Source organism: Microbacterium testaceum (assembly GCF_029761935.1).
Lineage (GTDB): Bacteria > Actinomycetota > Actinomycetes > Actinomycetales > Microbacteriaceae > Microbacterium > Microbacterium testaceum_A.
In genome coordinates this window covers 125414-138613 of the sequence record NZ_CP121699.1, presented here as the reverse complement: position 1 = coordinate 138613, position 13200 = coordinate 125414, and the positions used below count along the sequence as shown (strand labels likewise).

11 protein-coding genes are annotated in these 13200 nt (G+C 72.1%); 7 read left to right on the top strand and 4 right to left on the bottom strand.

Going from position 1 to position 13200, the window contains the following annotated elements:
- Positions 1 to 717 carry a ferritin-like fold-containing protein gene (locus QBE02_RS00600; protein WP_279366704.1) on the bottom strand — a complete coding sequence of 239 codons (717 nt, stop codon included), beginning with the start codon at positions 715 to 717 and terminating at the stop codon, positions 1 to 3.
- A 149-nt stretch (positions 718 to 866) separates the two neighbouring features.
- Here QBE02_RS00600 and QBE02_RS00595 point away from each other — a divergent pair, with 149 nt between their 5' ends.
- Positions 867 to 2324 carry a DEAD/DEAH box helicase gene (locus QBE02_RS00595; protein ID WP_279366703.1) on the top strand — a complete coding sequence of 486 codons (1458 nt, stop codon included), beginning with the start codon at positions 867 to 869 and terminating at the stop codon, positions 2322 to 2324.
- 329 nt (positions 2325 to 2653) lie between these two features.
- Here the strand turns inward: QBE02_RS00595 and QBE02_RS00590 are convergent, their stop codons facing one another.
- The gene (locus tag QBE02_RS00590) at positions 2654 to 3514 is read right to left on the bottom strand and encodes a PHP domain-containing protein (RefSeq protein WP_279366702.1); all 861 of its coding nucleotides are present in this window, start codon (positions 3512 to 3514) and stop codon (positions 2654 to 2656) included.
- A gap of 86 nt (positions 3515 to 3600) precedes the next feature.
- Between QBE02_RS00590 and QBE02_RS00585 the strand changes: the two genes are divergently transcribed.
- From QBE02_RS00585 to QBE02_RS00575, 3 genes are all read left to right on the top strand, one after another.
- A complete protein-coding gene (locus QBE02_RS00585) occupies positions 3601 to 4632 on the top strand; it encodes an endonuclease/exonuclease/phosphatase family protein (RefSeq protein ID WP_074696981.1) in 1032 nt (343 codons plus the stop codon).
- 123 nt (positions 4633 to 4755) lie between these two features.
- Complete coding sequence (locus QBE02_RS00580) at positions 4756 to 6189, top strand: aminopeptidase P family protein (protein ID WP_279366701.1); 1434 nt, start codon at positions 4756 to 4758, stop codon at positions 6187 to 6189.
- A complete protein-coding gene (locus QBE02_RS00575; RefSeq protein WP_279366700.1) occupies positions 6186 to 8081 on the top strand; it encodes a gamma-glutamyltransferase family protein in 1896 nt (631 codons plus the stop codon). The genes QBE02_RS00580 and QBE02_RS00575 overlap by 4 nt, the downstream gene beginning before the upstream one ends.
- A gap of 538 nt (positions 8082 to 8619) precedes the next feature.
- Here QBE02_RS00575 and QBE02_RS00570 read toward each other — a convergent pair.
- Together QBE02_RS00570 and QBE02_RS00565 are read right to left on the bottom strand one after the other, a co-directional pair.
- The gene (locus QBE02_RS00570; protein ID WP_279366699.1) at positions 8620 to 9288 is read right to left on the bottom strand and encodes an alpha/beta hydrolase family protein; all 669 of its coding nucleotides are present in this window, start codon (positions 9286 to 9288) and stop codon (positions 8620 to 8622) included.
- Positions 9285 to 10031 carry a general stress protein gene (locus QBE02_RS00565; RefSeq protein ID WP_279366698.1) on the bottom strand — a complete coding sequence of 249 codons (747 nt, stop codon included), beginning with the start codon at positions 10029 to 10031 and terminating at the stop codon, positions 9285 to 9287. Before QBE02_RS00565 ends, QBE02_RS00570 begins: the two co-directional genes overlap by 4 nt.
- Before the next feature lie 71 nt (positions 10032 to 10102).
- Here QBE02_RS00565 and QBE02_RS00560 point away from each other — a divergent pair, with 71 nt between their 5' ends.
- The 3 genes from QBE02_RS00560 to QBE02_RS00550 are packed head-to-tail and all read left to right on the top strand — an operon-like array spanning position 10103 to position 13163.
- Positions 10103 to 11422 (top strand): magnesium transporter MgtE N-terminal domain-containing protein, encoded by a 1320-nt coding sequence (locus QBE02_RS00560; protein ID WP_056230475.1) that lies wholly within the window; start codon positions 10103 to 10105, stop codon positions 11420 to 11422.
- Positions 11422 to 12018, top strand: coding sequence for a DUF1003 domain-containing protein (locus QBE02_RS00555; RefSeq protein WP_279366697.1), 597 nt, complete (start codon positions 11422 to 11424; stop codon positions 12016 to 12018). Before QBE02_RS00560 ends, QBE02_RS00555 begins: the two co-directional genes overlap by 1 nt.
- Complete coding sequence (locus tag QBE02_RS00550) at positions 12015 to 13163, top strand: Mrp/NBP35 family ATP-binding protein (protein ID WP_279366696.1); 1149 nt, start codon at positions 12015 to 12017, stop codon at positions 13161 to 13163. Before QBE02_RS00555 ends, QBE02_RS00550 begins: the two co-directional genes overlap by 4 nt.
- Positions 13164 to 13200 lie beyond the last annotated feature (37 nt).

Below are 13200 nucleotides of genomic sequence, written 5' to 3'. Positions count from 1 at the left end.
TTAGGCGGCGAGCCCCATGGCATCCATTCGGCGTGCGTGCGCACCCATCAGTTCGCTGAACACGGGCTCGACCTTGGCCTCTTCGTCGCGATCGAGGTGACCGTGGCGGAGCGCGGCGCGCGCGACCAGCAGCGTGTCACCGACCAGTCGGCGGCCCCACAGCGCGAGCAGCCAGCGCCACTCCTCGTCGCTCTCGATCGTCGCGCCCAGGATGTCGACGATCGCCTGACGGTCGTCGTCGGCCTGCAGGATGTGCGCGACCCGGCGGCCGGTGTCGCCGTAACTCGACGACAGGGCCAGGTAGAAATCGTCGAGAAGACCGGCGGTGATGTGGACCGTGAGCATCGTCTCTTGCGGGCGGACGCCGTGCGTGTTGCGGCGGAAGGCATCGAGCGACTCACGGAACGGCAGCATGAGCTGCGTCGGATCGGCCCCGCGTTCGCGGATCAGGGCGACGAGCTCCTGGTGCTTGATGAGGGCCGCGCCCGCTGCGCGAGACAGCGACTCCTTCTCGGCCAGCTCGGGAGTCAGGGCGATGAGCTCGCTCAGCGTCTCGAAGAAACCGAGCTGCAGATAGGCGGCCTGACCCAGGAACGTCTCGACCTCGGGAGCGAGCTCCGCGAAGTCGACCCGCATGGCCTCGCCGAGGTCTCCGCGCGAACGCAACTGCAGCGTGCGGCCCACCGGGCGCTGACGACGACGGAACCACTCGAACACAGACCACAGCCTAGGCGTCGGGGGCCCGCGAGACACGCCGGGTAGAGTGGAACAGCCCCGGCGTCGGATCGGGGCCCCGCGCCTGTGGATGAGTGAGGCGTGGATACGACTCCCCCAGGCGGTCTCTCGCCGCCGGAACAGGCACGCTCATGACGACATTCGCCGAGCTCGGCATCGATCAGGACATCGTCGATGCCCTCGCATCGAAGGGCATCGTCGATGCCTTCCCCATCCAGGAGCAGACGATCCCCCTGGGCCTTCCCGGCCAGGACATCATCGGCCAGGCCAAGACGGGTACCGGAAAGACCTTCGGCTTCGGCATCCCCGTCGTCCAGCGTCTCGGCCTGAACCCCGAGCCGGGCGTCAAGGCGCTCATCGTCGTTCCCACGCGCGAGCTCGCGGTGCAGGTCTACGAAGACATGGACATGCTGACCTCGAACCGCCCCACCAGCGTCGTCGCCATCTACGGCGGCAAGGCGTACGAGGGCCAGATCGACCAGCTCAAGGCCGGCGCGCAGATCGTGGTCGGCACGCCCGGCCGCCTGATCGACCTCGCGAACCAGCGCCTGCTCGACCTGTCGCACGCGACCGAGGTCGTGCTCGACGAGGCCGACAAGATGCTCGACCTCGGCTTCCTCGCCGACATCGAGAAGATCTTCTCGAAGGTCCCGCCCGTGCGGCACACGCAGCTGTTCTCGGCGACCATGCCCGGTCCCATCGTCGCGCTCGCACGTCGCTTCATGTCGAACCCCATCCACATGCGCGCCAACGATCCCGACGAGGGCCTCACGCAGGCGAACATCAAGCACCTCGTCTACCGCGCGCACTCACTGGACAAGGACGAGGTCATCGCCCGCATCCTCCAGGCCGAAGGTCGCGAGAAGGCCGTCATCTTCACCCGCACCAAGCGCGCCGCCCAGAAGCTCGTCGACGAGCTCGGCGACCGCGGCTTCAACGCCGCCGCCGTCCACGGCGACATGAGCCAGGAGGCGCGCGAGCGCTCGATGGCCGCGTTCAAGGCCGGCAAGAAGGACGTCCTGATCGCCACCGACGTCGCCGCCCGCGGCATCGACGTCAACGACGTCACCCACGTCATCAACCACACGATCCCCGACGACGAGAAGACCTACCTGCACCGGGCAGGACGCACCGGCCGCGCCGGCAAGACCGGCATCGCGGTCACGTTCGTCGACTGGGACGACCTGCACAAGTGGGCGCTCATCAACCGCGCCCTCGAGTTCGGCCAGCCCGAGCCCACCGAGACCTACTCGTCGAGCCCCCACCTCTACACCGACCTCGACATCCCCGAGGGCACCAAGGGTCGTCTCGTGACGGCTCCGAAGGCCGTCGCGCCGAAGCAGGTCGAGAAGAAGAACGAGGGCCAGGATGCCGAGGGCACCCGCGGCCCGCGTCGTCGCCGTCGCGGTGGATCGTCGTCGGCCGAGGGCACCGCCCCCGCCGGTGACGCCGCTCCCCGCGAAGAGGGCGGCGCCGGCACGCACGACGGCGCCGGCAAGGAGCACCACGACGGCAACGCGGCCCCGCGCCGTCGCCGTCGTCGCCGCAGCGGCGGCAGCTCGGGAACCCCGTCGGCTCCCGTGGCCTGACACGCGAACGCCGACAACGGCGCCGATCCCCTCCGCGGGGGTCGGCGCCGTTTCGCATGGCGCCGGGGTGCCGGCATCCGGAATCCCCCGCCCGCCCCGTGGGCGCCCCGCGCACCCCCGCGCGATAAACGCTCCCCGCACCCAGAAACGCGGTCGCACAGCGTTTCTCGCCACACCGAGCGTTCATCGCGCCCTCACCGGCCCTCGCGCGAGCGTCACAGCCCGCCCGGCGACCGCGCAGCGTCACAGCCCGCCCGGCGACCGCGCAGCGTCACAGCCCGCCCGGCGACCGCGCAGCGTCACAGCCCGCCCCGCGGCCGCGCAGCGTCCTACGGGAAGACCGGCGCCGTCCCCCGGCCCCGGGCGAAGATCCGCGCAACCATGTCATCGGCCGTGGTGTTCTCGCCCGGCAGGTTGGGCTTGCCGAGACCGTGGTAATCGCTCGAACCGGTGACGATCAGGTCGCGCTCGGCGGCGAGGTCGGCGAGGAGGGCCGTGGGTTCGGGGAGGTTCTCGCGGTGAGCGAGCTCGAAGCCCGCCAGGCCCGCCTCGAGCATGGCCTGCAGCACCCCGTCCGGCAAGAGCGATCGCCCCGCGGGGTGGGCGATGATCGGCACGCCGCCCGCACCCACGACGAGCTCGACGGCCGTGACCGGATCGGGGGCGTACAGCGCCACGTAATAGTCGCCGGAGGGGTGCAGGATGCCGGCGAACGCCTCGGTGCGATCCGCCACGATGCCGCGCGCCACGAGCGCATCGGCGATGTGCGGGCGGCCCACGGTGGCGCCGTCGGTGGTCTGGGCGACGATGTCGTCCCAGGCGATGTCGTAATCGTGCGAGATGCGTTCGGCCATGATCTGCGCGCGATCCAGTCGCGACGACCGGATCCGGTCGGTCATCGCCCGCAGCGCCGCATCGTCGGGATCAACGAGGTACGCCAACAGGTGGACGCTGCGCCACCGGTGCCGCGCCGACAGTTCCATGCCGGGCACGAACGTCATCCCCAGCGAGGTCGCCGCCTCGGCGGCCTCGGCCCAGCCCGACGTGGTGTCGTGGTCGGTGAGGGCGGCGGTGTGCAGACCGTGGCGGTGGGCGGCGGCCATCACCTGAGCGGGAGGCTCGGTGCCGTCGGAGTGCGACGAGTGCAGGTGAAGGTCGCTCGGACCCTCGAATCGACGTTCACGCTGCACCCGTCGAGCGTAGCGCGCCGCTTCACAGGGGCAGCGCCCACCCGGCATCCGTGGATCTCCCAGACGGCTCCCCTAGGGTCGGGTGCGTGCGTCGTCTGGTCGGTCTTCTGGTCGCGCTCGCCTTCGCGGCGGGCGCCGCAGTACTGACGTGGCCCTCGGCGTTCGGGGTCGAGCGAACCTTCCCCCTGGCGCAGGTCATCTCGTTCCGGGCTCCCCTTGCGGCCGCCTTCGTCGGCGCGACACTGCTCATGCTGCTGTTCGCTCTGATCCGTCCCGTCCGCGCACTGGCCCTCGTCCTGGCGTTCGTGTTCGCCCTCGCGGGCGGCGTCAACGTCTCGATGCTCGCGCAGCGCGGACTCGGCTCCGAAGACATGCCGGCCAAGACCGCGTCGAGCCTGCGCATCATGACGTGGAACACCGCGGGCTCGGCCACCTCGGCCGAATCGATCGCGCAGTTCGCCGTGGGCATGCAGGCCGACGTCGTGACCCTCCCCGAGACCACGATCGAGACGGGGGCGCAGGTCGCCGAGCTCATGCGCGACATGGGCCAGCCGATGTGGGCGCACCACGCCGAGTACGGCGAGTACGGCATCACCGGATGGGATGCCACCTCCACGACCGTGCTCATCAAGCCCGAGCTGGGCGAGTACTCCGTCATCCAATCGTCACTCGACGGATCGAGCAACACCTCGACCGTGCCGAGCGCCGTCGCGATGCCCGTCTCCGGCGACGGCCCGATCATCGTCGCCGCGCACGCCGTCGCCCCGCGCGAGGAGTACATGACGCAGTGGCGAAGCGACCTGCAGTGGCTGGCCGATCAGTGCGCGACCGACAACGTCATCCTCGCGGGTGACTTCAACGCGACCCTCGACCACATGACCGGTATGGGAGTCGAGGGCGGCACCCTCGGCCGGTGCCACGATGCGGCGTCCGAGAGCGGCAACGGTGGCGTCGGCACGTGGCCGACCGATGCCCCGGCCCTGCTGGGCGCGCCGATCGACCACGTCATGGCCACCCCCGACTGGACGGTCTCGGCGTCCGTCGTCATGCGATCGCTGGACGGCTCGGGAAGCGACCACCGCCCCATCGTCGTGCAGCTCGAGCGCACCGGCGGCTGACGCTCCCCCTCCCGCGCGGGGAGGAGAGGCGCGAGATGCCGTTCCCCCGCGCCCCCTCGATGCCCGACGCACCGCCGTGCACGTCGTCGTGCGCGCGACGCCCGACGGTGCGAGACTGGAACGATGGACGCCCCCTCCACCAGCGACACGACCGCGACGACCGCCGAGCCCCAGGCCGAGACGACCGAACTCGACGCCCCCAGCAACAGGAAGGCCCCGTTCCCGCGCGGCTTCCTCGACACGATCTCGACCGGCTGGGCCGAGCACCCCGCAGCCCTCCCCGAGCCGCGTGAGCAGGCCGCCTGGGCCGCGCGTCGCCGCGCCCGCGTCTCGGAGGCCTTCCCCGGGCAGCGCGTCGTGGTCCCCGCCGGCGGGCTGAAGCAGCGCAGCAACGACACCGACTACCCGTTCCGCGCGCACTCCGCCTTCGCCCACCTCACCGGATGGGGCAGCGACGCCGAGCCCGACGCCGTCCTCGTCTTCGAGCCGCGCGACCAGGGTCACGAAGCCGTGCTGTACTTCCGCGAACGGGCCGACCGCACGACGGCGGAGTTCTACTCGGATGCCACCGTCGGCGAATTCTGGATCGGCCCCCGCCCCGCCCTCGACGGAGTGGCCGCCGACCTGGCCCTGGCCACGGCCCACCTCGCGGACTTCCAGGCCGGCGACGACGATCGCACCGTGGGCGAGGACGACGAGGTCACGCGTTTCGTCTCGGAGCTGCGCCTGGTCAAAGACGAGTACGAGCTCGCCGAACTGGCCCTCGCCGTGGAGGTCACGGGCCGCGGCTTCGACGACATCGTCGCCGAGCTGCCCCGCATCATCGAGCACCCCCGGGGCGAGCGGGTCGTGGAGGGCGTCTTCCACCAGCGCGCCCGCTCCGACGGCAACAGCGTCGGCTACGACACCATCGCCGCCTCGGGCCCCCACGCGTGCTACCTGCACTGGACCCGCAACGACGGTGCCGTGAAGCCGGGCGACCTCATCCTCGTCGACGCCGGCGTCGAGGTCGACAGCCTCTACACGGCCGACATCACGCGCACGCTGCCGGTGTCGGGCACGTTCACCGACATCCAGCGCCGCATCTACGAAACGGTCCGCGAGGCCGCCGACGCCTCGTTCGCCGCCGCGAAGGTCGGCGTTCCGTTCCGCCGTCTGCACGAGGCTGCGATGGAGGTCATCGCCGCGCGCGTCGCCGAGTGGGGCCTGCTCCCGGTGACCGCCGAAGAGGCGCTCCACGCCGACAACGGGGGTCAGCACCGCCGCTACATGGTGCACGGCACGAGCCACCACCTCGGCATCGACGTGCACGACTGCGCGCAGGCGCGTCGCGACATGTACTACGACGGTCTGCTCGAGCCCGGCATGGCCTTCACGATCGAGCCCGGCCTGTACTTCCAGATCGACGATCTGACCGTCCCCGAGGAGTACCGCGGCATCGGCGCGCGTATCGAGGACGACATCGTCATGACGGCCGACGGCCCGGTCAATCTGTCGGCAAGTATCCCCCGCACGGCGGACGAGGTCGAGGAGTGGATCGCCCGGCTGTCGCGATGACGTTCACGCCGGCGGCATCCTTCACCACCCGGCCGACCCTGCGGGGTACGTTCGGGATGTCGGCCTCGACGCACTGGACAGCGACCGCCACCGCGCAGTCCGTGCTCGAGCGCGGCGGCAACGCGTTCGACGCGGCGGTGGCGGCGGCGTTCGTGTTGCACGTCGTCGAGCCGCACTTGAACGGCCCCGGGGGCGACCTCGTCGCCCTCGTCCGACCCGCGGGGCGGGCGGAGCCCGTCGTCCTCATGGGCCAGGGCCCGGCGCCCGCGCGCGCGACGATCGAGCACTTCCGCGGCCGCGGGCTCGACCTCGTGCCCGGGGCGGGAGGCCTCGCCGCCGCCGTGCCGGGCGCCGTCGACGCCTGGCTGCTGCTGCTGCGCGATCACGGCACGTGGGAGCTCGGCGACGTGCTCGCCTACGCGATCGGTTACGCCCGCGACGGGCACCCGCTCGTGGCGGGGGCGGCCGCGACCATCGCCCGGGTCGCCGACCTGTTCCGCGACCACTGGCCGACTTCGGCAGAACGATGGATGCCGGAGGGCACGCCACCCGCCGTCGACACGCTCGTGAGCAACCCGGCGTATGCCGACGTGCTCGACGGACTCGTGGCGGCGGGAGCGGGGGTCGGCCCCGGGCAGGGTGCTCACGCGCGGGCGGACGACGTGCAGCGCCGCCAGGCGCAGGCGGACCACGCGCAACGCGACGACACGCAAGCGGGCCACGCGTCTCGCGACCGCGCGCCGCGCGACGACCGCGCCGCACGCATCGACGCCGCCCGCGAGCACTGGATGACCACGGTGCTGCCCGAGGCCGCCGCCTTCATCGCGCAGCCGCACCGGCACGCGGACGGTGCCGATCACCCCGGCATCCTGGATGCTCGAGACCTGGCGGACTGGCGCGCCTCGTTCGAGCCGGCCGTGTCGACGAGCTTCCGCGGGTGGGACGTGTTCAAGGCCGGCACGTGGACCCAGGGACCCGCTCTGCTGCACACGCTGCGGCTGATCGAGGACTTCGACGACCTCGACCCGTCGTCGGTCGAGGGAGCGCACCTGCTCCTCGAGGCGCAGAAGCTCTCGTACGCCGATCGCGACGGGTGGTTCGGCGACGCCGGCGGGGCCGTCGACCTCGACGCCCTGCTCGCCGACGACTACGTCGCCTCCCGGCGGGCGCTGGTCGGGCCCGAGGCCTCGAGTCAGTGGCATCCGGGATCACCCGAGGGCCGCGACCCGGTGCTGCCACCGTTGCGCACCGACCACGCGAGCACCGACGGCTCGACCGGCGAACCGACGGTCGACCGCTCGGGGCAGACCCGCGGCGACACGTGCCACCTCGACGTGATCGACCGCTGGGGCAACGTCGTCTCGGCGACCCCGTCGGGCGGCTGGCTGCAGTCGTCCCCGACCGTGCCGTCGCTGGGGTTCTGCCTGGGCACGCGCCTGCAGGCGACGTGGCTCGTGCCGGGGCACCCGGCGTCGCTCACCCCGGGCCGGCGACCGCGGACGACCCTGACCCCGACTCTGGTATCGCGTGGCGACGAGGTCATCGCGATCGGCTCCCCCGGGGGCGACCAGCAGGACCAGTGGCAGCTGACCGTGCTGCTGCGCATGCTCGTCGGCGGCTACAGCGCCCAGCAGGCGATCGACGCGCCGAACCTCAACATCACCGCGCTCATCGATTCGTTCTGGCCACGCACGTGGGTGCCCGCGGGCGTCGCCGTCGAAGACCGCATCGGCGACGACGTCATCGCCGCGCTCGAGCAACGCGGGCATCGCGTGCGCCGCGCGGGCGACTGGGCCCTCGGCCGCGTCACCGCCGTCGGGCGCGGAGCCGACGGCATGCTGTGGGCCGCGGCGAACCCCCGCGGAGCCCAGGGCTACGCCGCGGGGCGCTGACGCTCGGGTCCGCGCGTCGGGGCGTCGACGCGCCGGGCTACATGCGGCGGGGCGCCGGGCTGCGCGGGGGCGCAAACGCGAGGGGTCACGCGGCGGGGCGCCGACGCGGGCAGCCGCGACCGACGCGCCACCGCGCGGCGGGGCAGCACTACCCCGACACAACTCAGGAAATGTCGACGCACCCACGCCTCCCCGGCGCGGAACTGCAGGAGTTGTGCACCGCCCCCGCCGCCGAAACTCCTGCGTTGCGTTCGCCGCGGCAAACCCCGCGAAGCCCGGGGCCCGCGGCCAGGCCCCGACGCGGGCAGCCGCAACCCGGCACGCCACCGCGTCGCGCGGCAGCACCACCCGGACACAACTCCGGATATTTCGACGCACCCACGGCATCCACGCCTCCCCCGGCGCGGAACTGCAGGAGTTGTGCACCGCCCCGCCGCCGAAACTCCTGCGTTGCGTTCACCGCGCGAAACCGCGCGGAGCCCAGAGCTTCCCGGGAGGGCGCTGACAGTCATCGGAGCGCGACCCGCCGCCCAGGTCGTCAGAGCGAGCGCACGAACTCCGCGACCACCGGAGCCAGAGCCGCACCGATCTCGTCGGCCGGGCGCCGAGCGCCCTTCACCTCGAACGAGTGGTTGCCGCCGGCGATCCAGTGCACCCGCGCGTCCTTGCACGAGGCGACGACTTCGTCGAACTGGGCGCGCGGGGCGATGAAGGGGTCGTTCTCGCCCTCGACGAACAACTGCGGAACGCTGATCGCGGGCAGGTGCTCGCGGCGCGGCTTGTCGGGACGCCCCGGCGGGTGAAGCGGATACCCGAGGTACACGAGACCGGCCGGGGCGATCACCCCCTGGGCGGAGGCCATGGATGCCATGCGCCCGCCGTACGACTTCCCCACCGCCGCGTACGGGCCGGGGGCGGCCGAGGCGAGCCAGGCCTCGACGCCTGTCCAGGTGGCCACCGCGTGGGGCGCGGGTCCGGGCATGCGGCGTCCCGCCTCGACGTAGGGGAAGACGAAGCGCAGCACCGACACCCCTGAGGCCACGAGGGCGTCGGAGAGCCCGGAGAGGAACGGGTGCTCCATCGCTGCGCCCGCACCGTGCGCGAGAGCGACGGTCGTGGCAGCGGCCGGTACCGCGGACCACAGGCCCGACACCTCGGTGTCACCCGCCGGCAGCGCGACGGCGATGCGGACGGGCTCGGTGCTCACCGCTCGGTCGGGGTGGCGCGCTCGTCGGGGCGCGGAGTCTCGGCGGTACGGTCGTCGTTCTCCGTCGCCTCGGGCACGGGCGCCGACGGCGGGGCGATGCGCTCCCCGTACCGCGGGGGCTCGTCGTCGCGCGGGGCCGAGTTCGGGGTCGGTGCCGGGGGGCGGGGCGGGGCGATGGGAGCAGCGGAGCCCGGGGCGACCCGTTCGCCGTACTGCGGCGGCGCGGAGTCCGAGGGCGCCGGACGCGACACGACGGTGGGAGCGGCAGCGGAGACGGCCGGGCCCACGATCCCGCGGGCCTTGTGCACGCTGGGCGCCGCGACGCAGACGTCATAGTGGTCGGCGGCGACCTGCATCACCGACGCGAAATCGCGGCGGCGGCGCACGATCGAGTACGTCCCGATGCTCAAGATCATGCCGAGCGCCATTCCGACCAGCAGGACGCCGATGAAGGCGGAGATCTGCACGGTCGGCATCCCGAGCACGAAGATGAACGCGAAGAGCAGGCCGAGCATGAGGCCGTTCAGCGCACCCGAGCGGGCCGCCGTCGCGTAACCGAGCTTGCCGGTGATGCGCTCGATCGAGCGCAGACCCGAACCCACGATCGCGATGTCGCGCGCGGGCACCTCGCCGGCGATGAGGGACGAGACGGCCTTCTGCGCCTGCTCATACGTCGGGAACGAGGCGATCTTCTCGCCGACCTCGTCGCGACCGGCACCCGGACGCTGCGCGAACATACTCATTTCACCATCCTGTCACGCGCGCCTGACCGTTCCCGAGGTGTTGCAGAGGAGGCGCGGACTACGCTGTACCGGTGAGCACGCAAAGGGTTTTCGTCGCCCGCTTGGCGGGCTGCACGGTGTTCGACCCGGCGGGAGACCGTCTGGGTAAGGTGCGCGACGTCGTGGTGATATACCGCGCGTCTGCGGCGCCGCGCGTCGTGGGGCTCGTCGTCGAGATTCCCGGACGACGACATGTGTTCGTGTCCATCGGGCGCGTCACCTCCATACAGGCCGGTCAGGTCATCACGACCGGTCTCATCAACGTGCGCCGTTTCCAGCAGCGCGGCGGCGAAGTGCGCGTCATGGCCGAGATGCTCGGACGCCGCGTGAGCCTCGTCGACGGCTCGGGCACCGCGGTCATCGAAGACGTCGCGATCGAGCGCAATCGCCTCGGCGAATGGGACGTGGGGCAGCTGTTCCTGCGCCGCCCGCGCACGAGCGCCTCGCCCTTCGCCAAGGGCGCGACGACGTTCGCCGCGTGGGGCGAGGTGCGCGAGAACCAGACTCCCGGCGAGGCGCAGTCCGCTGAGCAGCTGGTCGCGACCTACTCCGAGCTCAAGCCCGCCGACCTCGCCAACACCCTCCTCGACCTGCCCGAGGAGCGCCTCATCGAGGTGGCCGAAGAGCTCAGCGACGACCGCCTGGCCGACGCCCTCGAAGAGATGCCCGAGGACGAGCAGGTCCACATCCTCGAGCAGCTCGGCGACGAGCGCGCCGCCGACATCCTGGATGCCATGGAGCCCGACGACGCGGCCGACCTCCTCGGTCAGCTCCCCGAGTCGCGCTCCGAGCAGCTGCTCGACCTGATGGAGCCGGAGGAGGCCGACGACGTCCGCGCCCTCCTGCAGTACGGCCCCGACACCGCGGGCGGTCTGATGACGCCCGAGCCGATCGTGCTGTCGGCCGATGCGACGGTGGCCGAGGCCTTGGCCCTCATCCGCCGGCACGAGCTGCACCCCGCCCTCGCGGCATCCGTCTTCATCACCCTTCCGCCGTACGAGACACCCACCGGGCGCCTGCTCGGCACCGTGCACTTCCAGCGCATGCTGCGCTACCCGCCGCACGAGCGCCTCGGCGCGATCATCGACGACACCCTCGAGCCGGTCACCGCCGACGCCACCGCCGCCGAGGTCGCGCGCCTGCTCGCGAGCTACAACCTCGTCTCGCTCCCCGTGGTCGACCAGGCGCACCGACTCGTGGGCTGCGTGAGCGTCGACGACGTGCTCGACTACCTGCTGCCCGATGACTGGCGCACGCACGACAGCGATGATCCGAGACCCAGGGCCACGATCAGACCCACGCATACGTCGAGCATCCCGACCCAGATCCCCCAGACCCCGAGGAGGCGCTGATGGCACGCAACAACCGCAAGCCGGCTCTCGACGCCCCGCGCGGCCGCACCGGCGTCCTCGCCCCTCGCGCCCCGCAGCCCTCGCGCGACCGCTTCGGTCGGTTCACCGAGTGGGTCGCGCGCGCGATGGGGACCCCGACGTTCCTGCTGTCCCTGACGCTGTTCTGCGTGGTGTGGATGGGCTGGAACTCGATCGCCCCCGACGAACTGCGCTTCGACTCCGCCGCGATCGGCTTCACCGCGCTGACCCTCGTGCTCTCTCTGCAGGCGTCCTACGCCGCGCCCCTCATCCTGTTGGCCCAGAACCGGCAAGATGACCGCGACCGCGTGCAGATCGAGCAGGATCGCCAGCGCGCCGAGCGCAACCTGGCCGACACCGAGTACCTCGCCCGCGAGATCGTGGCGCTGCGCATGGCCGTGCGCGACCTGACCGACGAGGTCATCACGAAGGACACGCTGCGCGCCGAACTCCGGGCGGCGCTGGAGCGTCTCGACGCCGACGACGACGCCCCGCGGACGGAGTCCGGACGCGCGGATGCCCCTCGCGGAGACCTGCGCCGCGGCACGCACTCCGAGCCCGTGCGGCCCGGCTCGTGAGCGTCGACCTCACCGAGAGGGTTCGTTCGGCCGTCGCCGCGGTCACCGATCCCGAGCTTCGTCGTCCCCTCGGCGAGCTCGACATGCTGCGAGAGATCTCGGTCGCGGGCACCACGGCCCAGGTGGCCATCGCCCTCACCATCGTGGGCTGCCCCGCCGCCGACCGCATCGAGCGGGAGGTCCGGGATGCCGCGGCCTCGGTCGCCGGGATCGACGCGGTCGACGTGCGGGTCGGGGTGATGTCGCCCGACGAGCGGAAGGCGTTGACCGACAAGCTCCGCGGCGGCCGCGCGAGACGCGAGATGCCCTTCGGCCCCGACTCGCTGACCCGCGTCATCGCGGTGACCAGCGGCAAGGGCGGCGTGGGCAAGTCGACCGTGACCGCGAACCTCGCGGTGGCGCTGGCGGCGAAGGGGCTGCGCGTCGGTCTGATCGACGCCGACGTCCACGGTTTCTCGATCCCGGGGCTGCTCGGGCTCGTCGACGCCGATGGTCTGCCTCCCGCGCCGACCAAGCTCGACGACCTCATCCTGCCGCCCGTCGCCTACGGGGTGAAGGTCATCTCGATCGGCATGTTCCTCCGACGGCCCGGAGAGGATGCCGCCGGCGCTGTCGCCTGGCGTGGACCGATGCTGCATCGCACCGTGCAGCAGTTCCTCACCGACGTGTTCTTCGGTGATCTCGACGTGCTGCTGCTCGACATGCCGCCCGGTACCGGCGACGTCGCCATCTCGGTCGGGCAGCTGCTCCCCCACGCCGACGTCCTGGTCGTCACGACTCCGCAAGCGGCGGCCGCCGAGGTCGCCGTGCGCTCCGGCCTCGTCGCGCGCCAGACCGGCCAACGCCCCATCGGCGTGATCGAGAACATGGCCGCGATGACCCTGGCCGACGGGACCGTCCTCGACCTCTTCGGCTCGGGCGGCGGAGAAGAGGTGGCCCGCGCCCTCTCGAGCGACGGCGTGGACGTGCCGCTGCTGGCATCCGTTCCTCTCAGCCCCGCCCTCCGCACCGGGGGCGACGACGGGCGCCCCGTCGTGCTGTCGCAGCCCGACGACCCGGCTGCGATCGCGATCGACGCGGCGGCCTCTGCCCTGGCGGTGCGCCCGCGCGGACTGTCCGGCAAGCCCCTGCGCCTGAACGTCTGACGCAGAGCGGGACGCCCCGCGGCTCAGCACGAGCGGC